Source organism: Aliivibrio sp. S2TY2 (assembly GCF_028765525.1).
In the GTDB taxonomy this organism is placed as follows: domain Bacteria; phylum Pseudomonadota; class Gammaproteobacteria; order Enterobacterales; family Vibrionaceae; genus Aliivibrio; species Aliivibrio finisterrensis_A.
In genome coordinates, this window is the sequence record NZ_JARACS010000001.1 from 243,414 (window position 1) to 266,136 (window position 22,723).

24 protein-coding genes and 1 tRNA gene are annotated in these 22,723 nt (G+C 37.7%); 20 read left to right on the top strand and 5 right to left on the bottom strand.

Annotated elements, in window-relative coordinates; genetic code table 11:
- The first annotated feature begins 7 nt into the window (after positions 1–7).
- Positions 8–1,057: a quinolinate synthase NadA gene (gene nadA, locus PVK63_RS01095; RefSeq protein ID WP_130086687.1), complete on the top strand. Its 1,050-nt coding sequence runs from the start codon at positions 8–10 to the stop codon at positions 1,055–1,057.
- A 49-nt stretch (positions 1,058–1,106) separates the two neighbouring features.
- Here nadA and PVK63_RS01100 read toward each other — a convergent pair whose 3' ends face one another.
- Entirely contained in the window at positions 1,107–1,559 is a 453-nt protein-coding gene (locus PVK63_RS01100) for a hypothetical protein (protein ID WP_130043252.1), read from the bottom strand.
- 218 nt (positions 1,560–1,777) lie between these two features.
- Here PVK63_RS01100 and PVK63_RS01105 point away from each other — a divergent pair, with 218 nt between their 5' ends.
- Positions 1,778–2,557: a hypothetical protein gene (locus PVK63_RS01105; RefSeq protein WP_130086688.1), complete on the top strand. Its 780-nt coding sequence runs from the start codon at positions 1,778–1,780 to the stop codon at positions 2,555–2,557.
- Between the two features lie 36 nt (positions 2,558–2,593).
- Here PVK63_RS01105 and PVK63_RS01110 read toward each other — a convergent pair whose 3' ends face one another.
- Complete coding sequence (locus PVK63_RS01110) at positions 2,594–3,073, bottom strand: ATP-dependent zinc protease family protein (RefSeq protein WP_130086689.1); 480 nt, start codon at positions 3,071–3,073, stop codon at positions 2,594–2,596.
- A gap of 279 nt (positions 3,074–3,352) precedes the next feature.
- Here PVK63_RS01110 and PVK63_RS01115 point away from each other — a divergent pair, with 279 nt between their 5' ends.
- From PVK63_RS01115 to PVK63_RS01135, 5 genes are all read left to right on the top strand, one after another.
- Complete coding sequence (locus PVK63_RS01115; RefSeq protein WP_130086690.1) at positions 3,353–4,369, top strand: helix-turn-helix domain-containing protein; 1,017 nt, start codon at positions 3,353–3,355, stop codon at positions 4,367–4,369.
- A 178-nt stretch (positions 4,370–4,547) separates the two neighbouring features.
- Positions 4,548–5,924 carry a metal-dependent hydrolase family protein gene (locus PVK63_RS01120; RefSeq protein ID WP_130086691.1) on the top strand — a complete coding sequence of 459 codons (1,377 nt, stop codon included), beginning with the start codon at positions 4,548–4,550 and terminating at the stop codon, positions 5,922–5,924.
- A 58-nt stretch (positions 5,925–5,982) separates the two neighbouring features.
- Positions 5,983–6,624, top strand: coding sequence for a DUF3299 domain-containing protein (locus PVK63_RS01125; protein WP_130086692.1), 642 nt, complete (start codon positions 5,983–5,985; stop codon positions 6,622–6,624).
- A gap of 17 nt (positions 6,625–6,641) precedes the next feature.
- A complete protein-coding gene (locus tag PVK63_RS01130) occupies positions 6,642–7,913 on the top strand; it encodes a carbohydrate porin (protein ID WP_130086693.1) in 1,272 nt (423 codons plus the stop codon).
- Positions 7,914–8,111: 198 nt separating this feature from the next.
- Complete coding sequence (locus PVK63_RS01135; protein WP_130086694.1) at positions 8,112–9,371, top strand: metal-dependent hydrolase family protein; 1,260 nt, start codon at positions 8,112–8,114, stop codon at positions 9,369–9,371.
- Positions 9,372–9,401: 30 nt separating this feature from the next.
- Here PVK63_RS01135 and PVK63_RS01140 read toward each other — a convergent pair whose 3' ends face one another.
- Positions 9,402–10,409, bottom strand: a complete 1,008-nt coding sequence (locus PVK63_RS01140) for a helix-turn-helix domain-containing protein (RefSeq protein WP_130086695.1) — start codon at positions 10,407–10,409, stop codon at positions 9,402–9,404.
- A 274-nt stretch (positions 10,410–10,683) separates the two neighbouring features.
- On the opposite strand from PVK63_RS01140, the gene PVK63_RS01145 reads away from it, so the two are divergent.
- Genes PVK63_RS01145 through PVK63_RS01160 form a run of 4 tightly spaced genes read left to right on the top strand, consistent with a single transcriptional unit; the run spans position 10,684 to position 14,563 of the window.
- Positions 10,684–11,811, top strand: coding sequence for an HlyD family secretion protein (locus PVK63_RS01145; RefSeq protein ID WP_274439755.1), 1,128 nt, complete (start codon positions 10,684–10,686; stop codon positions 11,809–11,811).
- Complete coding sequence (locus PVK63_RS01150; RefSeq protein WP_274439756.1) at positions 11,801–12,820, top strand: DUF2955 domain-containing protein; 1,020 nt, start codon at positions 11,801–11,803, stop codon at positions 12,818–12,820. The genes PVK63_RS01145 and PVK63_RS01150 overlap by 11 nt, the downstream gene beginning before the upstream one ends.
- Before the next feature lie 25 nt (positions 12,821–12,845).
- Positions 12,846–13,907, top strand: a complete 1,062-nt coding sequence (locus tag PVK63_RS01155) for an AI-2E family transporter (RefSeq protein ID WP_274439757.1) — start codon at positions 12,846–12,848, stop codon at positions 13,905–13,907.
- Positions 13,908–13,909: 2 nt separating this feature from the next.
- Positions 13,910–14,563: a potassium channel family protein gene (locus PVK63_RS01160; RefSeq protein ID WP_274439758.1), complete on the top strand. Its 654-nt coding sequence runs from the start codon at positions 13,910–13,912 to the stop codon at positions 14,561–14,563.
- A gap of 52 nt (positions 14,564–14,615) precedes the next feature.
- Here PVK63_RS01160 and PVK63_RS01165 read toward each other — a convergent pair whose 3' ends face one another.
- Both PVK63_RS01165 and PVK63_RS01170 read right to left on the bottom strand, forming a co-directional pair.
- Positions 14,616–15,155: a DUF3332 family protein gene (locus PVK63_RS01165; protein ID WP_274439759.1), complete on the bottom strand. Its 540-nt coding sequence runs from the start codon at positions 15,153–15,155 to the stop codon at positions 14,616–14,618.
- A gap of 405 nt (positions 15,156–15,560) precedes the next feature.
- Entirely contained in the window at positions 15,561–16,151 is a 591-nt protein-coding gene (locus tag PVK63_RS01170) for a UPF0149 family protein (protein WP_274439760.1), read from the bottom strand.
- A 332-nt stretch (positions 16,152–16,483) separates the two neighbouring features.
- Between PVK63_RS01170 and PVK63_RS01175 the strand changes: the two genes are divergently transcribed.
- From PVK63_RS01175 to PVK63_RS01215, 9 genes are all read left to right on the top strand, one after another.
- Positions 16,484–16,936 carry an L-alanine exporter AlaE gene (locus PVK63_RS01175; protein ID WP_130043264.1) on the top strand — a complete coding sequence of 151 codons (453 nt, stop codon included), beginning with the start codon at positions 16,484–16,486 and terminating at the stop codon, positions 16,934–16,936.
- Positions 16,937–17,063: 127 nt separating this feature from the next.
- A complete protein-coding gene (locus PVK63_RS01180; protein ID WP_274439761.1) occupies positions 17,064–17,858 on the top strand; it encodes a DUF3450 domain-containing protein in 795 nt (264 codons plus the stop codon).
- Complete coding sequence (locus PVK63_RS01185) at positions 17,858–19,174, top strand: MotA/TolQ/ExbB proton channel family protein (RefSeq protein ID WP_274439762.1); 1,317 nt, start codon at positions 17,858–17,860, stop codon at positions 19,172–19,174. Before PVK63_RS01180 ends, PVK63_RS01185 begins: the two co-directional genes overlap by 1 nt.
- Positions 19,167–19,703 (top strand): MotA/TolQ/ExbB proton channel family protein, encoded by a 537-nt coding sequence (locus PVK63_RS01190; RefSeq protein WP_274439763.1) that lies wholly within the window; start codon positions 19,167–19,169, stop codon positions 19,701–19,703. The genes PVK63_RS01185 and PVK63_RS01190 overlap by 8 nt, the downstream gene beginning before the upstream one ends.
- On the top strand, positions 19,694–20,098 hold the full coding sequence (locus PVK63_RS01195; protein ID WP_274439764.1) for an ExbD/TolR family protein: 405 nt from the start codon (positions 19,694–19,696) through the stop codon (positions 20,096–20,098). The genes PVK63_RS01190 and PVK63_RS01195 overlap by 10 nt, the downstream gene beginning before the upstream one ends.
- Positions 20,098–20,715, top strand: coding sequence for an energy transducer TonB (locus tag PVK63_RS01200; protein WP_130048446.1), 618 nt, complete (start codon positions 20,098–20,100; stop codon positions 20,713–20,715). Before PVK63_RS01195 ends, PVK63_RS01200 begins: the two co-directional genes overlap by 1 nt.
- Complete coding sequence (locus PVK63_RS01205) at positions 20,712–21,932, top strand: tetratricopeptide repeat protein (RefSeq protein ID WP_274439765.1); 1,221 nt, start codon at positions 20,712–20,714, stop codon at positions 21,930–21,932. Before PVK63_RS01200 ends, PVK63_RS01205 begins: the two co-directional genes overlap by 4 nt.
- A gap of 132 nt (positions 21,933–22,064) precedes the next feature.
- Positions 22,065–22,152: transfer RNA gene (locus PVK63_RS01210), tRNA-Ser, on the top strand.
- 182 nt (positions 22,153–22,334) lie between these two features.
- A complete protein-coding gene (locus tag PVK63_RS01215) occupies positions 22,335–22,721 on the top strand; it encodes a thiol-disulfide oxidoreductase DCC family protein (RefSeq protein ID WP_274439766.1) in 387 nt (128 codons plus the stop codon).
- Positions 22,722–22,723 lie beyond the last annotated feature (2 nt).

Sequence of the window (22,723 nt, forward strand, 5' to 3'; positions counted from 1 at the left end):
CTGAGCAATGGGCCACATTTTAGACCACGTCGATACGGTATATCCTTTTCCTCCAAAACCTATCAAATTAAGCGCCGATGAGAAAACGCAGTACATCGCGAAAATTAAGCAGTTGCTTAGCGATAAAAATGCGGTATTAATTGCTCATTATTATACAGACCCTGAGATCCAAGCATTAGCAGAAGAGACAGGCGGCTTTGTTGGTGATTCACTTGAAATGGCTAAATTTGGTAATCGTCATGATGCGAAGACATTAGTCATTGCTGGTGTTCGTTTTATGGGTGAATCTGCAAAGATCTTAACGCCTGAAAAAACAATCTTAATGCCAACGTTAGAAGCTGAATGTTCGCTTGATCTTGGTTGTCCTGCTGATAAATTTACAGAGTTCTGTGATGCTCATCCTGATCACACCGTTGTTGTTTATGCGAATACCTCAGCAGCAGTAAAAGCACGTGCTGATTGGGTCGTAACATCAAGTATCGCACTAGAAATTGTTGAGCACCTTGATGATGAAGATAAGAAGATCATTTGGGGGCCAGATCGTCATTTAGGTTCATACATTGCGAACAAAACAGGTGCAGACATGCTGTTATGGCAGGGTGAATGTATTGTTCATGATGAGTTCTCAGCAAAAGCACTAAAAGATGCAAAAGCACTTCATCCAGATGCTGCAGTTTTAGTCCACCCAGAATCACCAGCAAGTGTGGTTGAATTGGCAGATGCGGTAGGTTCTACAAGCCAGTTAATTAAAGCTGCGAAAGAGTTACCACAGCAGAAAATGATTGTGGCAACCGATAAAGGTATCTTCTTCAAGATGCAGCAAATGGTGCCAGAAAAAGAGCTATTAGAAGCACCAACAGCCGGTGCTGGTGCAACATGCCGTAGCTGTGCTCACTGCCCGTGGATGGCGATGAACGGTCTTGTAGCGATTGAGAAGGCTCTTAATGAAGGTGGTGCCGAACATGAGATCTTTGTGGATGAAGAAACACGTCTAAAATCACTTATCCCATTAAATCGCATGCTCGATTTTGCCGAGCAATTAAACGCAAATAAGTAATGCTTTAAGTAGTTAAATAAAAATGGCGACCAAGTTGGTCGCCATTTTTTTATTCTTTATCGCTTAAAGCAAAGTAAATCTTAGAGACAATAATTTCAGATATTAATATAGTGAAAACTACAGCAAAGAAAGCGACGACACCGTTTAATGGCCCATTAAATGATACTTTGTCACCAAATAAAATATTAATGGCTTCTAGCATAATAAATTTACTACCAACCAAAATCGTATAGCTACTTAATCCACGATATATTTTTGGTGCTGTTCCTGGTTTAGATTTAAAGTAATCAGCAATTCGGTGTTCTGCATTGATCGATAACTTCAATAATAACTGCAATAAAATCGCAGCAGCGAATGATATGGTAAATGATTCAATGTTTACAAAATCCCAATATTCATCAAAAAAATTCAATACTGTTAAATCAACAAGAACTGCTAGTGTATAGCCGACAAATAAACGTTGAGGAGTGTTAAAACCATATTCTTTAGTTGTTGAGCTCATATTGTATTCCTAATTATTGTTTAAATATATTATTCATTTTCTGGTTATTATAGTGCCTATTTATTTATCATATTAAAAGTGCACTAAAATCAATTGGCGCGAAATGGTAAAAATATAGATTAAATTACAGACTCAAGTCTAAATATAGTGATAATTGATTCATTAAACAAAATAAATGCTCTATATTATTTATGTGATTGTAATTAATGGAATTATGTATGAAATATGGATTGTTTCTTTTTGTGATTTTTAGTACATCAGTTTTTGCAAAAGAGCAGGAGGAGTGGGACTTCCTGCTTGTTTTCCCAATGATGTGGGCACCTAGTATCGAAGGCAGTGTATCTTCTGGAGAGGATATTGTTCGTGTTGATGTTCCATTTGAAAATATATGGGACGGACTCGCTTTTGGTTTAATGGGAGATTTTTATGCCAGAAAAGGGAAGTGGTTAGTTGGTGCTCGTGCAAATTACCTATATATGAAAGACTCGGTGCAAACAGAAGGTTTAGATGGTCCTATAACGGGTACCGTTATCTCTCCTGGACACGATATAACAACAAGAATGCATTTATCGGTTAATGATTTATTTTTTGGGTATGAAGTCTATCCTAACCTAGAAATACTCACTGGTGTTCGCCATACATACAGCCAAGTTGAACTGGATATTAACGCATTATCTAATGATGGTTTGGTTAATGTAAATGGGTCGGCTTTGTTAGCGAAAGAGCATCTATTTGATTGGCTTGTTGGTATTAAATACAACAAATATTTTGATGATCGCTGGGGGATATCAGTAAGCGCTGATTTTAATGTTATAGGTGATAACGACGTTAATCATGGCTTCAATATTATGGGAATTTATCAGTTTACAGAAGCTCATAACCTATGGTTTGGCTATCGTTATCTGAATATTGCCAATGAGATGAAAGCAGAAGGTGTGAATATAGAAATTGACCTAGTAGAAAAAGGGCCCCAACTGGGATACGCCTATCGATTCTAGTTCGTTTTCATCTCAAATCACCGATAGTAATTAAGATTACAACGGTTGATTAATAGAGACATCAACAATAGCTCTATTTTCTAGAATATTTCGCCCAATAAGAACTGGGTATGTCATGTGACTTCTGTCTTTTAATGTAAATTCAGCAAAGATAGGTTCGCCTTGGATTACTACATTTAGATTAACAACCGGACGAGTCTTGATACTATTGCTGCTTGCTTGACGGATTTTGGCTATTCGTACTACCTTCTTTTTCATTTTGACTATCTCTCCATTAGGAAGGGGAAAGTCGAATGTAACCATTTCTTTCTCACTCTCAAAATGGGTTTTGATATTGATTGCATGAACAGAAGAAGTCGTTGCTCCTGAGTCAATACGGCTTGGTAGTTGAGTTGATACATCTTCAATTTGTGTTTGCTCTATTTGTCCAAAAACTTGTAATTCTGATGTTTGAGCGGATAGAGCTGAAGATAAAAAAGCAGATGATATTGCAATAATAACGATGTGTTTTTTCATTTTATAACCTCTTAAAGTATCGGTTAACTTTAAGGTGGTGAGCACATTTTTACTTATCATTTTACGCCAACTATGATCTCTCTTATTTAAGGATATTTCTTTCGATATGGCGCGAAATGGTAATTTTAATATTGTTTCTCCATTATGGTAATTATTTTTAATGGAGAACGTCGATGATTATTTTATGTAAAATAAAAGACATTAATGAATTAGATTTTGAGATTGATTTGGCAGGCTTACTTCAAGAGTACTTGTTGATTCAGAGAAAGGAAGTCAGTTATGAATGATAGCAGTGATCCGCTTCAGCTAGTGACAAAAGAAAGCGTTAGATTTTTTTCATCCATAATTCAAGAATTAGACAGTAAGAGTTATTTATTGCTTAGAGAATCCATGATCCCAATCGATATTATGGAGGATGAGCGAGAATATACTTATTTACCAGAGTCATGCCTTAAGAATTTAATGGAAGTGCTTAGTCGTAATGTAGGAAATGATCGGCTTGGCGTTTTATTTTGGCGATTGTGTAAGGATAAGTATATTCCATCATTTCTTAAACGCTTGAACTATAGAGATGATTTGAAATCGACTTTAGATGGATTTTCAGATTTATTATCAAAAGAATCAACAGGCGCAAAAGTTTATGTGCAAGAAAGCGTCGGTTCTTGGTGGCTAGTTCGTGAGAAATCAGGGGTTGATGAACCTTGGTTTAAGTACGCTGAAATGTTTTCAGTGATATTCATGTCTGAATTATTAAGATCTTTAACTAAAAGTGAGTGGAGTCCAACACGGATCGGGATTCGCAGTAAGGATGACCATGATTTTTTGAATCTTCCTACGCTTAATAAAACACAGTTTTTTACAGAAAGACCAGTTACGGCATTAGAAATTCCAGCCTCTATTTTATTCTCTAAGGTAGCTGCTTATGAGAAAGAAAAGATCAATGTAAAACAAGATGTTGATCTTCAGAATATGACTTTTACCGATCAATTTAAAATAGCTATTTTCCCATATCTACCAGTAGGGAAATTACCAATTAAACTGGCTTCTGAAATTTTACGCATGAATGTGAGAACACTTCAACGTAAGTTAAAAAATGATGGCACAATCTATAAAACCCTAATTGAAGAAATGTGTTTTGAACAAATAGTCGCTGAACTTGTTGAAACAAATAAGCCAATTACTGGCATAGCGACTAAATATGGCTACTCTGATGCTGGGCATTTTTCTCGTGCATTTAAGCGGATCTATGGGGTATCTCCGTCTCAATATCGTAAAGTTAATACTTTAATCGGATGACAGCTAAATAATCAATGTCGTCAAATGGCAAGTAAATAGCATTGAATTCCTTTATGTTACCAACTAATCTCTATTATGTTTTTGTTATGTTTCATTTTGCTGCTATATATTTTTTATTTAGTAGCATGATGAGCGAACAGAAGTTTTAGGGAATAATTTATATATTAAGGAATCTTTTATGAAAAATGTTCTAAGGCTTACCGCTCTTGCATTATCGTGTGGTGCTGTTTTTTCCGCATCAGCGTCATCAACTCTTTTTACTAATGTCGATATTTTTAATGGCACAGAAAACAAATTATATGAAGACCATTATGTTTTAGTTGAAAATAATCTAATTAAAGCGATTTCTGCTAAATCGATAGAAGCAGGTGATGCCGTGGTAATTAACGGTGAAGGTAAAACATTAATGCCAGGTTTGATTGAAGGTCATGGGCACCTTTTATTAAATGGTGGCACCTTGAATGACCATGAAAATAACAGAACCATTGAAGAGTTGGCATCTAGAGCAACCGTCAATGCCAATGCGGTATTTCAGTCAGGGTTTACAACGTGGCGTGATGCTGGTGGTTTAAATACAGGCTTACGCAAAACCATTGACTCTGGCATGCTTGAGGGACCTCGTTTATATACCTCTGGTGCGTTTATTGGACCAACAGGCTCTCACGCTGATTTTAGTAATTTAACCACGTTAAACCAACACCTTAATGGCCCGCAAACATCAATGAGTCGGAGCAACGTGAGTGTTAATACGGATACAGTGGGTGAGATCAAAGCCGCTGCTCGTCAAAACTTCAAACAAGGTAACTCACAGTTAAAGATCATGTCTTCTGGTGGTGTTGCATCGTCGTTTGACCCGTGGCAATTAAATGCAATGTCAGCAGAAGAGATTGGTGCTGCTGTAGAAGTTGCAGATGCGTATGGATCTTATGTAATGTCGCATGCCTACAGCAAAAAAGCGATTTTGCGTAATCTAGATGCTGGCGTTAAAACTATTGAACACGGCTTTATGTTCGATGGTGAAATTAATAAAAAAATGAAAGAAAAAGGCGCCTACATTACAACGAATATGACGGCGTTCTCTCCTTATTTGAGCCAAATTGAAGCGATTAATAGTAACCCAGCGTCAAAACGCAAAGCAGAATCGGCGACTAAAGCATTTAAAAATTACATTTCTAATGTGAATAAATACCAACCTAAATGGGGCTTCCACACTGACTGTGTTGGTGATGTAACTTCATGTATTAAACAAACGGACCATACCATTTACCTTGCAGGAAAAGAGTTAGGAAACTTCTATACCCTTAAAGGCATGACATCAGTAAATGGTGAGATTGTAAAACTTTCAGGAATCATGGACCCGTATCCAGAAGCTAAGCTAGGTGTGGTTGCAGTTGGTGCGTATGCCGATTTATTGGTGGTAGATGGAAATCCGCTTGAAGATTTATCCGTGATTGGTGCAAATGAAAAGTGGTTTGATGCAAAAGAGCGAGAGCCAGCACTTGATACAATTAAAGTCATCATGAAAGATGGAAAAATTTACAAGAATACGCTGTAGTCTGTTGGTATACCTTTCTGTATAGCCTACTTTGGTAGGCTATTTCTAAGGATCTGTAATGAAGAAAATTATTCTCCTGTTAGCCTTATCTCTTCCATTTTATGCAATGAGTGACGATTTTGTTGAATTGAAATGGCAAGAGTTAGCCGCTAAAAATAATGATATAGATGTCAGTTTACCTGAATTGACTGACCAACAAAAATTAGCCCTTAAACAAATTTTGATTTTACAAAATGACGCTTCTAAACAAGCAGAAGAGCAGCGCTTACAATTAGCTGAGCAACTCAAAATCGAAGGCGTTGATGCAGATGAGGCGATTGCCGCTAGACAGGCATATATGACGGCAAAACAAAATAATGCAGAGGCGATAACTCAAGAATACGATGGTAAAAAAATACGTATGCCTGGTTTTATTGTTCCTATTGAATTTGATGGTTTAAAAACAACAGAGTTTTTATTAGTTCCAGTAGCGGGGGCTTGCATACATATGCCACCACCACCTGCTAACCAAATTGTTCGAGTTTCTTATCCTGAAGGTTTCACGGTTCAAAATGTGCAATATCCAGTATGGATTGAAGGCGATTTTCATTCAAAAAAAGTAACGGAAGAAGTTTTTTTAGTGGACGGAAAAAGCAATATCACCATGGGTTATGAAATGAACGCATCGTTAATTGAAGATTACTATGAGCCTGAAAGTTAATAAGCTAGGAGGTTACATTGAATCAGAATAATATAATTAAAAGTGTTTTGTTACTTACTGGGTTGGCTTCACCTTTAGCATTTTCTGCGAATTTTGAAAGTCCAGATTCAGTAGAAAATACCATAGAAAAGGAATCGACCCCCAAACAGCATTGGCGAGAAGAGTTATCCAATAAAGGGGTAACTTTTGGTGCTGATTACCTGGCGTTAGGGCTTTCTTCTCCTAATGGCTCTCAAGGAAATAGTGTCAATCGCTCGTCCGGTATTGCTCGTTTTTACGGTTCTTGGCACCTTGTTGGAAATGGAACTGAAAATACAGGTGGTATTGTTTGGAAGGTAGAGCATAGACACGCCTATAGTTCGACCGCTCCTAAAAATATGGCTTTCATTGACGATATTAGTAACGGACCTGAAGGCTTAGGTTATGTAGGTATGATTGCCCCTGCTTATAATGATCAAGGTACTAGGGTTACCAATTTACATTGGAAGCAGAAATTTAATGATGGAAAGACGTCATTGATTGTTGGCTGGCAAGATGTGACGGATTATGTAGACACTTACGCTTTAGCAAGTCCATGGACGGGTTTTACAAATTTAGCATTCAGTACTGGCTCTGGTGTGATGGGGTTACCTGATGATGGTATCTTGGCTATTTCTGCAGGGCATATGGTGACAGACCATTTTTATGTTGTTGCTGGCATTGCTGATGCAAAAGGGAAATCTGATGATATTTTTGACGGTTTTGATACTGCCTTTCATGACAGCACTTACTTTAAAACCCTTGAATTAGGGTGGGCTGATTCACAAGACCAAATTTATACCGATAACTTTCACGTGACGTTATGGCATTTTGATGAAGGGTCAAGGCACAGTCTGTCATCAACAGTATTGCCTGATGGTACCGTTATTGGTGGAGAGAGTGGGCAAGGGGTTAACTTTTCATGGAGCAAGTTTGTTACGGCTCAATTTATGCCTTTTGTTCGTGGTGGCGTATCTGAAGGCGATGTTGCTTTATTTGATAAGTCTCTAAGTGTCGGTTTTGGATACTTTGGCCTAGGTGCAAACAATAATAATTTAGGCTTTGCTGTTAACTGGTCTGAAACAAACAGCAATACGCTACAAAAGTTCATGGGGGCTGAAAAGCATCAAACTACAGCTGAGTTATATTACAACATGCAAATAGGAGATCATTTTCAGATCACTCCAGATATTCAATATATAAATAATCCAGCTCTTTCTAGTGAAAGCAGTGCGTGGGTCTTTGGCTTACGAGCAAGAATTTTTATATAAATAGAAAGGCGTCTAGTAACTAAAATAAGCATACATTTTAATGGCTTATTTTAGTTGCTAGACGCCTTTTTTTTGGTTGCCGTGTATCTAAAGATTAACGTAATAAAGCAAAGTGTTCGCTTGTCGTCAAATGGCAATTCTCTGTACTAAATTTAACCTATTATCTCTCTGTCCCCACAAAATTAAAGAGAGAAAAATATGACTACAGTAATTACTAACGCTAACGTATTTAACGGTGTAGATAATCAGTTACAAGAAAATGTATCTTTATTAATTGAAAATAACGTGATCACTCAAATCGGTGATGTTGACTTATCTCTAGCTAATGAAATTATTGATGCTAAAGGCGGTACAGTCATGCCAGGTCTGATGGATGCTCACGTACATATAACAATGTCAGCGCCTTTTCATGAATTAGATAAGATGACCAGAGAAGAAGTCGCAATTCGCTCTGCAAAAGTGGCTGAAGGCATGTTAATGCGTGGTTTTACTACCGTTCGCGATGTTGCAGGTAATACACTTGGTCTTAAAAACTGTATCGATAATGGTTATGCGACCGGTCCAAGAATTTTGCCCTCTCAAGCGGCTATTTCGCAAACCTGTGGTCATTCTGATTATCGTCAAAACCAAGCACAAGAACGTACTGGTAGTCATGAAGATTCTCCAATAATGAAAACTGGCGCATTTAAAGTAGCAGATGGACGCTCAGAAGTGCTTAGAGCGGTACGTGAACAGTTATTTATGGGCGCATCTCAAATTAAAATGATGGCCGGTGGTGGTGCTTCATCGTCGTTTGATCCACTCGATACGATTCAATACACATTAGATGAAATGAAAGCAGCAGTTGAAGCTGCATCAGATTACGGTACATACGTGGCTGCGCATATTCATACTGCGGATGCCATGAGAAGAGCTGCTGAAGCGGGTGTTATGTCTTTTGAACATGCAACGATTATGGATGATGACATTGCTAAAACGATCAAAGATAAAGGGATCTTTGTGATTCCATCGTATTTCACCTCATCACTTATTGCAGAACGAAAAATCCCACTTGGTAATGAAACCTTGTACCAAAAAACAGAAAGAGTGGGTAAAGCGATGTTTAAATCGGCGGAGCTAATTAAAAAATACGATATCCAAAATATTTGTTTTGGTACCGATTGTGTAGGTACACTTGATGTTCATAAAACACAATCAGAAGAGCTACAAGCCATTGAAACGGTATTTGATTCATTAACCGCTCTTAAAATGGTGACTTCTAACTGTGGTCGTTTGTTTGAGATGTCTACATATAAGCACCCATACCAAGAAGGGAAATTAGGTCAAATCACTGAGGGCGCTTACGCAGACTTACTTATTATTGAAGGAAATCCTTTAAATGGTGTTGAATGTGTAACAAACCCTAAAACGCAAAAATTAATCATGAAAGACGGTGTTGTGTATAAGAACGCTTTATAACCTCATAAAATGATTAAATATGGAAAGCGACTAGGTTCGTAAACCAAGAATCGTTTTCTTATATAACTTAGGGGTTAACCCGCTAATCCGTTTAAATGCTCGAGAAAAGTGCGAGATATTATTGTAACCAAGTTGGTTTGATATATGGGTCAGCGAGTAACCCTCTTCCATTAATTCACATGAGACAGATAGCATAAGGCTCTCTTTTATCTGTCTAAATGAGGTTCGCTCTTCCTTTAAGCGTCGTTGGAATGTCCTTGAGGTCATATTAAGAAGCTTTGCTGCTTGATCAACCGTTAATGAATGCTCTCTCACATAAGGAAGTAAAGCCGTAAAAACACTGTCACTAAAGCTAGAATGCCATTCAATGAGTGGTTGTTTCTTTTCTGTATCAGAACTTGATATGTGAATTTCTTTATTAAGAATGTCATCGTCAATTAATACTGCTGTTGTATTTTGACCTATAAACAACTGTGTTTTATTGTTTAACGAAGACAGTAAAGCATCGGCATCGTTATGCTGAATTCGTACTTGTTCAGGGAACCAATCGGTCTTAGTTAAGGCCTGAATGAGCTCGATGATGTATAAGACAGCAAAAACCTCTCCCCACAAAAAGTACACACTGTCCTCATAAGGCGTAGAGCGACAAAACCAATATTTTCCATACTCTTGTTCAAATGAAATTGAACTGCCTGGAGAATCACTTTTGAATACTTCACTGGCTTTTTCAAGTGCCTCTTTAATAGTGATAGCACTATCAAACTGTGTTAATACCTGAGGAATAATTCGTTGTCGGAAGGCCAGTCTTAATAGGTCACTAAAATTATTAACGCCAACTTGAGATGACAGTAAATAGATTAAGCGTTTAACGGGTTCAGTAGGTAAAAATTCTTTGTCTGTATGAAAAAGATCCGGCGGTAAGCCTGAGTCTCGCAATACCTCTTGAATATGAATCCCATGCTTTGAAAAAACATCGATTAAAATTTTTGTATAACCAGTACGAATCATAGGTAATGGTGTTGTTTTTTTATTCGGCATTATCAATATCTACCTATTTTAAAATTAAGATGTTTTTATAATTATTGGCGCAAAATGGTAAGTTTTCATTTGGTATTTGTTGATATATTTGTCTTTTATGTGAATTTGCGACAGACAACACAAAGTGGTGAGGTGCTTGTATATTGGAATCTATTAAGTCGCTATAAATAAACAACTAAATAATAAGTATTTTTTATATAAATCCCTCGATTTTTTCCAAATAACAGCTATACATATAGTTGAGGAATGGATTCCATTAGCAGTAGGTAAAAATATGACTGAAGAAATAAAAACGCCAAAAGAAGAGAGTGAAAACACATCCGCAGATAATACCGCTCAGAAAACAAATAAAGTTCGGAAAATAACTAACTACTTATTATTTACTGTTGCCGCTTTATTATTGTTTAGCATCATATCTGATCGCATCATCCCTTTAACAGACAATGCGAGAGTAAAAGGATACGTCGTCCCTATTAAGCCTCAAGTCTCTGGCCAAGTATTGGATATTTTGGTTCAGCCTAATCAATTAATTAAACAAGGTGATGTTCTTGCTAAATTAAATCCTGTTGATTATGAAATTGCGCTACAGCAAGCAGAGCAAAGTTTAGAACTCGCTGGTCAAAATGTAGGGGCACAAACGGCGGTTATTGCTTCATCACAAGCTAGGTTGATTAGTGCGAATGTTGAACTAGAAAATACCCGACTTCAGTCTAATCGTATTCTTGAAATGGCCGAACGTGGCGTTGTATCTAAAGCCGATGCAGACAAAGCACGAGCGTCATTAGCGACAGCGAAAGCAAATGTCGTCAATGCTCAAGCAGATCTAGAAAAGTCAAAGAAACAATTAGGTGCTGATGGTGAAGATAATAGCCAAATTAAAGCGGCATTACTGGCATTAGAGCAAGCTCAAATTAATTTATCTCGAACAGAAATCAAAGCACCTACTGATGGGGGCGTATCAAACTTCAGTTTGTCTGAAGGTTTTTATGCTTCTGCTGGGCAACCTATAATGACGTTCGTATCAACCGAAAGTATTTGGATTGAAGCCTATTTTCGTGAAAACAGCTTAGGTAATGTGGACGTTGGCGATAAGGTTGAAATGGCACTCGATTTTGCACCAGGTAAAGTGATCCAAGGTACGGTAACAAGTGTTGACTGGGGTGTTGATTGGGGGCAAAACAATCAGGCGGGTAAGTTAGCTCAAGCGAATAATCAAACTGGGTGGTTACGACAAACACAGATGCTGCCAATTGCGATCGAGTTTGATCACTCACAAACGACAGGCCAATTACGTATCGGCGGGCAAGCGGATGTGATTGTATATAGTGGTGATAACGTTATTTTTAACTCGATAGGTAAGTTGTGGATTCGCTTTGTGAGTTTGATGTCTTATGTCAGATAACTTAATCGATGATCCTCAAATTCAAACGAAGATACTTAGATATACGGTAGGCGTTGGTCTTGCCGTATTCTTAGCCGCATTGATTAATTGGCCATTAGCGTTCGTTGCGCCTGTTTTTGTTGCGAAGTTTTTGATTGATAAACCGGAATTAAACAAAGAAACACTATATGAGCTAACCGTTGCAATGGTAGCGACTATGGGGCTTGGCTTATTGTTATCAAATGGTATAACTCAATACCCAATACCACTACTTATTTTAGTTGGGTTAATGATGCTATGGGGGTATTACTTATTTACCGATCCTAAATGGAATCTGTTTGCTACGATATTGATTATTGCAATATTAATGCTTCCTTTTATGGCGATATCAAACCCTGGTATGTCGGTATTCCTTGCCACTGGGCTAGCAAGCTCAGGTGTTGTTGCGGTGATTATTTTTGCTTTGGTTCATATTTATTTCCCTGAAGCTGAATCGTCATTTTCAGGGTATCAACCTTCGCCTTTATCTAAGCAACAAAGATGGTATGCCGCTTTTAGAGCGATGATCGTCTCATTTCCTGTTGTGTGCTTTTTCTTTATTTTTCAAATATCAGAAGCATTGCTTACAATGATGTTTATAGCGTTATTGTCTTTAATGATAACCGGAGAGAAATCAGTAAAACTAAGTGCGTTTTTAATTATTACTAACAGTATTGGTGGCGCTTTAGCTATTGGTGTTTTCTCAGTATTAAGTCTTGCACCTAATATCCTATTTTATACGCTATTTATCTCATTCATTGCGCTAATCATGGCAACTCAGATTTATACAAAACCTGCAAAAGCACCTATTTATGCGACTGCATTTAGTACCGTACTTGTACTCTTAGGAAGTACGTTAATGAGTTCGGGAGATATTGATAGCAATATGATAATACGTATATTTCAATTATTTATGATTGGCGTTTATATGATTGTTGTTTCTTTTTTCTTAGAAACTCGACAATGGGCATTTCTAAAAATGCAGCCATAATTATTACTACGAACAAGGATTGTTTATGAAATTAGAAAGTGATTTTTCGAATAAGGCGATAGATGCATTTATTAAGATTGCAGCGCTCGCTATTCTTGTCTTTTGGTGTTTTTCTATCCTCAAGCCATTTATGTTACTTGTGGTGTGGGGAGGGATAATCGCAACGGCGTTGTACCCAATCGTTTCCTGGGGACATAATAAATTTGGTATTGGTAAAGGAAAGGTCAGTGCTGGTTTGGCTTTTATAGGGGTAGTGCTGTTAGTTATTCCTTTAATCGCGCTTTCAACGGGTCTATATACAAGCGGCTCTGAATTAGTGGTGGGTTATCAAAATGGCACCATCTCTATACCTAAACCGAATTTAGCCGTTAAAGATTGGCCTTTAGTAGGTGATAAAGCATATGCTTTTGGTATTCAAGCTTCTTCAAATTTAGAAAGTGTTCTATTCAAATATGGCGATGAAGTTAAAGCTATAGTGAGTAAATTAGCCTCTCTTGTCGGCTCTCTTGGTGGTGGATTCATTCAGTTTATTATTTCTACCATCATTGCGGGTGCTTTTATGGCGAATGCAGATAAGTGTGAGCGCGCTTTTGTATTAGTGGCCAATCGTTTAACGGGAGATCATGGCGAAGCGTTAACAACCTTATCTAAAACAACAGTAAGAAGTGTTGTTCAAGGGGTTATTGGTGTCGCTGTTATTCAATCGGTGATGGCTGGGGTAGGGATGGCATTTGCTGGTGTCCCTGCCATTGGTTTATGGATGTTGCTTGTTATGCTTATTGCGATAATCCAACTTCCTCCTATTCTTGCGTTATTACCTGTCATTCTTTATGTCTTTAGTGTTGATACCACGACAACCGCTGTTCTTTTTCTAATATGGTGTATTGTTGTAAGCGGTAGTGATGCGGTATTAAAACCTATGTTACTTAGTCGTGGCTCTGACACCCCTATGTTGGTTATTTTACTAGGTGCATTAGGGGGCATGGCAATGTCTGGCATTGTTGGTTTATTTGTTGGTGCAGTGATTTTAAGTTTAACTTATCAATTGTTTGTTGTTTGGTTAGATCATGAATCATCAGGTAAATAGCAATGAAAAAAGTGTCAGGTGATGATAATTTTTACTTTCTGCTTTTTGCACTACTAGGCTTGCTCTTTATGAGCGCTGTCATGCAGCAGCTCTTTAGTGGCGGGCAAAAAATGGTATTAGCATTGATCATTATTTGTTTAGCTATCTCCATTGTCGGCGTGAATCGAAAGCAGGCGCTGTATAGAACTTGGTATGGTTTTTTGTTGAGCATTGCTTCGATATCTGGAGGACTCTCTTTTCTAGAAGGGTACGATCTTTCTTTAATTACATTAGGATCACTGTTGTTCTTTTTGTTATCTCATACTTACACTGCTTTAAAGCAAGTAATGTTGCCTGATAATGTGAGTCGAAACCAAATTGTTGGTTCTGTCTGTGTGTATTTATTGTTGGGTGTTTCTTGGGCCATTATTTATCTTATTCAAATAGAACTTTTTCCGTATTCATTTACTGGAATAGAAGCGAAACCTTGGATTGATAATCTGTTTGATGCGATATATTTCAGCTTTATCACATTAACAACGGTGGGTTATGGGGATATTTCTCCGATATTGCCAATACCACGATTTTTTGTTTTTATTGAATCTATATTAGGTGGTTTTTATTTAGCGATAATGGTAGCGAGTTTGGTGAGTAGTCATCTAAACCAATCACGTTAAATTGAAAAAAATCCCCGTATTTAATAATATAAATACGGGGATTAGTTATTAATTAAACACTTTCTTCTTGCAGTGCTTCTAATTGAGCTATGGTAGTCTGTGATATCAGCTCGTCATCAATATAGTAATTCACATTTTCACCATCACGGATCCCCGTTAATATACCAGTATCTCCATTGTTATATACGATATCCATTTGGATAGTGTTTTCATCAATGGCTTTCATTTCACCTGCTTTAATCATTCGATTATTCGTGATCGGTGCGATAGGCGCATCTCTTAACGATGGGTCTAGTTCATCATTTACTTTAAATTTAGTATCTACCTTTGAATCAAAGATGTGTGAATTACCATTAAGAGGGTTCTTACCTGTCCAGAACTCTAATGAGTTAAATAATGTATAATCAACGGCGGTCGTAATACCGTAGACAGGCGCAAGAAGTAAGTTAACTCCAGCTCTAGCGTAGCGGTTATCTACCACCTCTACATTAAACTTCATTACTTTTCCTGTAACGGCATTACTACCAATGCAGCCTGTTAGTGTTGATGCAAGAATAATGATACCAGCAGTTTTTACAAAGATATTTTTCATTTTAAATTCCAATCATTAATTTTTATATAAGGTATTTTTTCAATTCTTTCTATTTCATAACGTAGTTATAAGTCGATACTAATATCCAAGTGAAAAACTTAAATATGGATAAACTTACTTTTATTGTGAAATTAGAGACTGAAATGATTAATTCTTTAGAGACTTTTAAAATTTGAAATATATCAGTGTGTTTAAAGTCGCTTAATGTCATGGTATTTCCCAACAGTTAGTGGCATCCGTTTCCTGATTAATGTTATTTGATGAAATGAATGATACGTTGAAATAGAAATTACACTTACCATTTTGCGCCACGGTGAGGTTTAATAGAGAAATAGTTAGATAATTTTATGACTGATATAAAAATGGCGACCAAGTTGGTCGCCATTTTTGTTATTGGGTTTTCTTTTATTCGTCGCGGCTTGCTTCAGCTTCTGCAAGTTCAAAACCACGCATGGTTAAGCCTGATAGCATCATAGGAACTGCGTTATAGATTTCTTTGAACTCATCTAAACCTTCAATGCCTTGCTCTTCTAATGTTGCTAATGCGGTTTCAGGATCAAATAGCATACTAATAGAAAGCAATACACCACCAAGTAGCGCATTATTTTCGCTCTCTTCTGGCATCAGTGTTTCCCAATCGTCACGCGTTAACTGCCAACCTTGTAATAAACCTTCAGAGAATTGACGAGTTTGTGCTGTTACAATCTCTTCATCATCAAGTTGACATGCTTCCGGCCATTGCCACTGACCAGATAAAAATGCTTCGCGATACTCATTCCATAGGTTAACTACAGCATTAGCGTACGCTTCTAAATCTTCTGCTGTGGTAAAAGGAGATATTTCTTCACCACCCCATAAAAAAGCTAACCACTCATTAGGATTGATAAGGTTTGGAGCCGCAGCCATCGCCGCAATAAAACCTTGTGTTTGTGCTTCAGTTAGCAGTTTATTTTCTAATTCAGGGTTTGAAAGAATTGCCGTAAGTGATAAAGACATAATGTTCTCATTCCATTCAAGTTTTCATTATTGTATCAAGAACTTTTAATATTGTCTGAATAGAAATTAATGCTTATCTTCTTGTATTGATAAGTTGCCTTTTTGTGAAAATAACTTACGGAATGTAACGAGTAGCGAATTAAACTGATTTCAAATCAAAAAGTAGTTGTAAGTTTACTACATTGACTCAACTTCGAGATCTAATTCTAATAACATTGTGATTAAATAGCGATAATTACTAGCTAGGTATGCTCAGCTAGTTCTATCGACTGCTACCGCATTGGTCGGGCAGTTTATTAATCTGGTTTATTATAGTTGGAGAGAGAAAGTTAATGTCTAAGAAAGGACCATTTTGTATCCGAAATGCAGCGGCGGATACATTTGCAATGGTGGTTTTTTGTTTTATTACGGGCATGTTTATTGAAATTTTAGTTTCAGGGATGACATTTGAGCAGTCACTAGCATCAAGGACTCTCTCAATACCAGTTAACATAGCAATTGCTTGGCCTTACGGAGTATTTCGTGACTTTATGTTGCGTCAAGGTGCTCGTATATCGCCGAGTAAATTTATGAAGAATATTGCAGATTTAGTGGCGTATGTGACATTTCAATCACCAGCTTATGCAATGATTTTATTGGCTGTGGGAGCAACACCAGAACAAATCATTACTGCAGTTTCAAGTAATGTGGTTGTTTCATGTGTAATGGGCGTGTTTTACGGCTACTTTTTGGATGCATGCCGTAAAGCATTTAAAGTTCCAGGTTATACGCCTCATGCGCATTAATATTTTGATTTTAAACTAACACTTAGAGCCAGCATTGATTGCTGGCTTTTTTTTATTCTGAATATTCAAAATATTGATTTAAAGATGTTATTCTTGAAGTTGCGTATTTATAAAGATTAACGGACTAATGAAAACATATTTTTTAGTAATGCTTGCCTATAGCGCAATTGGTTTTATGGGGATGTCGACAGTGTCTGCAAATTCATTGTCACACGCTCAAGACATAGAAGCGAAAACCAACCAATCCTCTCAGAAGGCTCAGCAAGGTATAGATAAAGAAGCTCAGCGCATATTAGATTTGCAAAATCAGATTGAACAAGCAAGCATTCGGTTATCTAATCAAACCGTTTATCGTGATCATTTGGCTCAACTTGTTCACTCTCAAGAAAGTGAAAAACAGCAATTACACATTCAAATCACTCAAATTGAAGAAACACGTCAGGGTATTGTTCCTTTGATGTACCAAATGCTAAATGAATTAGACCGCATTCTGCATTCGGACTTACCTATTCGTTTTACCGCTAGAACAGAGCGCCTTAACCAACTTCATCTTTTAATGGGTCGAGCAGACATTAGTGATGCTGAAAAATTTCGTCGGTTATTAGAAGCGTTTCAGATAGAGATGGATTACGGGTATAAAATCGCTGCCTACCAGCAAGAAATTACCCTAGAAGATGGCAGTAAAAGAGTGGTTGAACAGTTGCATATTGGTCGAATTACCTTACTTGCTCGCAGTGCGGATAAAAAGCACCTTTGGCTTTGGTTGCAAGAAAAACAGAAGTGGCATGCAGTAGAAAGTGGGTTAATCGATGAAGTGAATGTGGCTTTTGATATCGCTAATAAGCATAAAATACCTCAATTATTACGTTTACCACTTTCAGTATCTGATCTCAATGAATCGCAAGTTAAGGAGAATATCTGATGCGTATTTCTTCATTACTTGTTGCATGTTTTATGTTTGTGATTGCATTACCGCTTCATGCTGATGCACTTTCTCAACTAGACAATAAAGCCAAAGCAAATCAAATAGAGCAGCAAAAACAAGATAAGCTGCGTACTCAACATATAAAACAGACTCGTGTTGAGTTAGAACAACAATTATCTGTCTTAAAACGCTCGATTCAAGAGAGAGAAAAAGAGACTGAGAGATTAAGCACCACGTTCAGCCGTAATGAAAAAGCCTTAGTTGATTTAGAAAAACAATTGCAGATTGAAACAGGTAGCCTTGGCGAAGTCTTTGGTGTGGTTCGTCAGGGAGCAGCAACGACCCAAAGTACGGTAATGACCTCTTTTATTCAACCGAGTGAAGGGGTCAGCATAGAGCCAATAAAAGCGGTAATAAATACTGATGCATTACCTTCAATAACGGTGTTATCTCAGTACATCAATACAATGGTGGCTTACATTGAGCAAAGTAAACGTATTGCTCCAGTAAATGCACAAGCGCTTCAAGGTGACGGTACTGTTGTTGAAAAATCCATGCATCGTATCGGTGATATGGGGTTACTTTCTGATGAAGGTTACATGAAGTGGGATCGTTTAAACGCTCAAGCTGAGTCGTATCTTCGTTATCCAGAAGGATCACCAACAGCCGCTAATTTTACAGTGAACTCAATGCTCATCGATGTGACTAGAGGGGCGCTGCTTTCTCAATATGCCGAACAACCTACGCTGACTCAGCGTATTGAACAAGCAGGTATTGTTGGACAAATTATTCTAGGCTTACTAGGTATTGGGCTCATTATTGCGATATATCGAGGTGTGGTATTGCTTCGTTTACAGTTACAAATTACCAAGCAATTGCAACACCCAGATAAGCTAAGTGATAACCCATTAGGGCGTATTTTATCGGTATATGATAAAGAAAAGTCGCAAACAGTAGAATCTTTAGAGTTGCGTTTACTTGAGACGATCATGGATGAACAGCAAGGATTAGAAAAAGGGTTATCTATGCTAAAACTGTTAGCGGCTTTAGCGCCTATGTTGGGCTTACTTGGAACGGTTACTGGGATGATCGAAACTTTCCAAGTGATTACGCAATTTGGTAATGGTGATCCAAAGGTAATGGCGGGTGGGATATCTATGGCGTTAACAACAACCGTATTAGGGTTAGTGGCGGCAATGCCATTGTTATTGGCTCATAATTTACTGTCTAGCCGTGCTGACAGTATTAATGCCGTTTTAGAAAAGCAGGGTGTTAGTTTGGTTGCTGCAAAAGCAGAGCTGAATAATGCTTGAGTTATTTAACCGCTATTTTCCAACCATCAGTGATTTTATGTCACAAGGTGGGATTGTTTTATGGTGGTTGATGCTAGTGGTTTTGATTATGTTTTTTCTGGTAATTGAACGGATTTCATTTTTATTGTTTGTCTTTCCAAAACGTAAAAAGCAGTGGTTGATGCAATGGAAAAACCGTAATGAACGGACGTCTTGGTATGCACTTGCCAATAAAGAAGGGTTATTACAATTAGCCAATAGTCAGCTGTATCAACACCTCAGTTTAATCAAAGTGTTTGTGAGTTTATGCCCTATGATCGGTTTATTAGGTACGGTAACAGGAATGATCTCCGTATTTGATATTATGGCTCAACAGGGCAGCAGTGATCCTAAGCTGATGGCATCAGGCATATCTATGGCAACCTTACCTACAATGGCTGGAATGGTGGCAGCCCTCGTTGGTTTATTTGCACACGCAAGATTATTAAAAGTCATGACACGACATGAATATCGCTTAGAACAAGCATTAAGGAGTGACGAATGCGCATAATTCGTCGAACAAAAACCAGAGAAGAAGCGAATATAGATCTCACTTCAATGTTAGATATCGTCTTTATTATGCTGATTTTTTTCATTGTTACTAGTTCGTTTGTCAGAGAATCAGGAGTAGAAGTTAACCGCCCTCAAGCCTCTCACTCTGTTGCTCAAAAAGAAGTAGGGATCTTTGTCGCTATTACTGCTAATAATCAAGTTTTTATCGATAAACGTCGTGTAGATATGGAAAGAGTAGAGGCGGTTTTGGCCTCTCTTCATCTGGATAATCCTCAAGCGAACCTTGTGATCCAAGCAGATAAACACGCCTATAATGGCACTGTCGTCTCAGTGATGGATGCCGCGAAAGGGGCGGGAATTGAAGGCATTGCATTAGCGACGGAAGCACAATAATGCTTCGTAGCCTGTTTGCATTTATGTTGGCGATAGTTCTTACGCTTGCTTTGTTTAGCTTTATGGCTTGGATGACCATTCAACCTAAAAACACCATTGCAGAAAGTGAGCGTTTACAGTTTGATGTTGTGATGGCTGAGCCTGAATCGCACAGCCAACGTCGTATTCGTCAATTGCCAGAGCCTCCTAAAACTCCTAATGTGCCCGAGTTGCAATCAAGTTTGTCATCTCAGGTTGCAAAAGTGAATGCACCAGAAGAGACATCAATGCCATCAATAGAGTTGGGCGAGGTTGGATTGAATGTTGCGGTTTCTTTACCTTCATTTGAGGGCTTAGGACAAAATCAGCAAGCGATGCCACTCTATCGAGTTGAGCCAAAATACCCATCACGAGCACTAAAACGTAAAATGGAAGGGTATGTTATTTTACGTTTTACCATTGATGAACAAGGTAGGCCAACGGACATCGAAAGCATTGAAGCAGAGCCTAGTCGTATGTTTGTTCGACCTGCTATTCAAGCATTAAAGCAATGGAAATATCAGCCTAAATTAGTCAAAGGAAAGGCGATAACTCAACCAGGCCAAACGGTACGGTTAGAGTATCGATTAAGCCAATGAAGCGTTTTATTCAGTTATGTATTCGTTATGCCAATTATGGAATGGCTATAAGTGTGTTGCTTATTGTTGGGCAGCTACATGCAGCAGAACTGAGCCATTATAATGCTAAGAAAATTCAATATGCTAGCCAACTTCAACAAGAAGGAAAGCTAGGGGAAGCCATTGATGTATTATCTTTATTAAACCCAAATGCTAAATATGACCAAGCTTATATAGCGAGGGTATTGGGTGTTTTTTATTGGCAAAATGAGCAAGCGAAAAAAGCGATATCAGAGTTAGATAAATCTGTATCTCTAGCATCTCTTGATAAACAGTCACAATGGCAAACCGAGAAAATGCTGGCAGATATTTATTATTCCGAATATCAATTTTCAAAAGCCATATCGCATTATCAGCATTTACTGGTATCTGAGTATTCAACATCATCAGATAAGCAACGTACCGAGTTAGCATCAAATAAAAATGAAATATATCTAAGGGTTGCGAATGCTTATTATCAAAAGCAATCATGGAAAAACTGTTTAATGTATATACGACAATTTGTTCCTAATAATAGCAATGAGAAAATACAAAAATACAAGATCCAATTAGTCAGTGAATTGCAGTTATCGTTTTGGCGCCCAGCAGAAAAAACGGCTCAAAGATTAATTGAGTTAGAACCTAATCAAAAGATGTGGTGGCAACAATTAATAGCGGCTCAATTGCAGCAACAAAAAACAGATAAAGCCTTAGTAAACTATGCCTTGGCAAAGCAGCAAGGAATTCAATTTGAAGCTCAAGATTTTAAAACCTTATCTCAACTTTATAGCCAAAATAGATTACCAGAGCGAGCAGCTCAGATAATGGATGAAATGTTTCTCCAGTATCCCAAAACCAAAACTGAACCAGAGCTAGTAAGGCAAGCGACTTACTGGCAAATGGCAAAAGAGTGGGCTAACGCAGAAAAAGCATGGCAACAAGCTGCGCAACACAATGCAGAACATTATTGGTCTTTAGCAAAACTGCAAGCACATCAAAAAGCGTATAAACGAGCATTAATAAGCACCGAGAAAGCAAAGTCAGTCATTAGTGTGCCAGAATATAGCTTAATGAAAGTTCGTCTATATTATAAGCTATCTCGTTATAATGATGCTTTAGCGCAAGCAAAACGGCTCAATGAAGCTTATCCATCAGAAGAAGTAAAAGATTGGATTCAGTATTTAAAGCATAAAGAATAAGACTTTGTGATTACAAGCTAACCAAGCCGTGTAAAAATAAAGCAAACAATTGAGATTATGAAAGAAACTCCTTGACCATGTAGACGTAAATCATTAAATTAGCGCTCGTTGTCTCGAAAAGAGCAATGATTCGGTGAGTTGTCCGAGTGGCTGAAGGAGCACGCCTGGAAAGTGTGTGTACGGCAACGTACCGAGAGTTCGAATCTCTCACTCACCGCCACATTCTAAGCCCTAGCAGAAATGCTGGGGCTTTTTCGTATCTGTAGCTTGCACTTTATTCTAATTCATTTTTCCTGCGCTATTTCTGAACACTTACTTACTGTGATTGGTATAAATCCCTTTTTTGATCTAAAAAGTCATTTCTAACGTATAAGGTATGTAAATCCAAAATTAGAGGTTCATATGTACCAGTTGACCATTTTTTATGATGGAACTTGTCCATTGTGTGCAAAAGAGATGAATGCGCTTAAGCAACAAGATAAAAATAATGAGATAAAAACCATTGATATTTATAGTGAAGACTTTTCTGACTATCCAAGTATTGACCCAAAGGCTGCAAATACGGTTTTACATGCATTAAACCAAAACGGTGAGCTGATCCTCGGGTTAGATGTAACGTATCTTGCCTGGAAACTCGTGGGTAAAGGTTGGTTTTATGCTCCGCTTCGATGGCCGGGAATTAAAGTACTTGCTGATTGGTGCTATTTGCATTTTGCTAAAAATCGTTATCGAGTGTCCTATTGGCTAACGGGATCTTCTCGTTGCAGTAAAGCCAGTTGCTCAAAATAGGT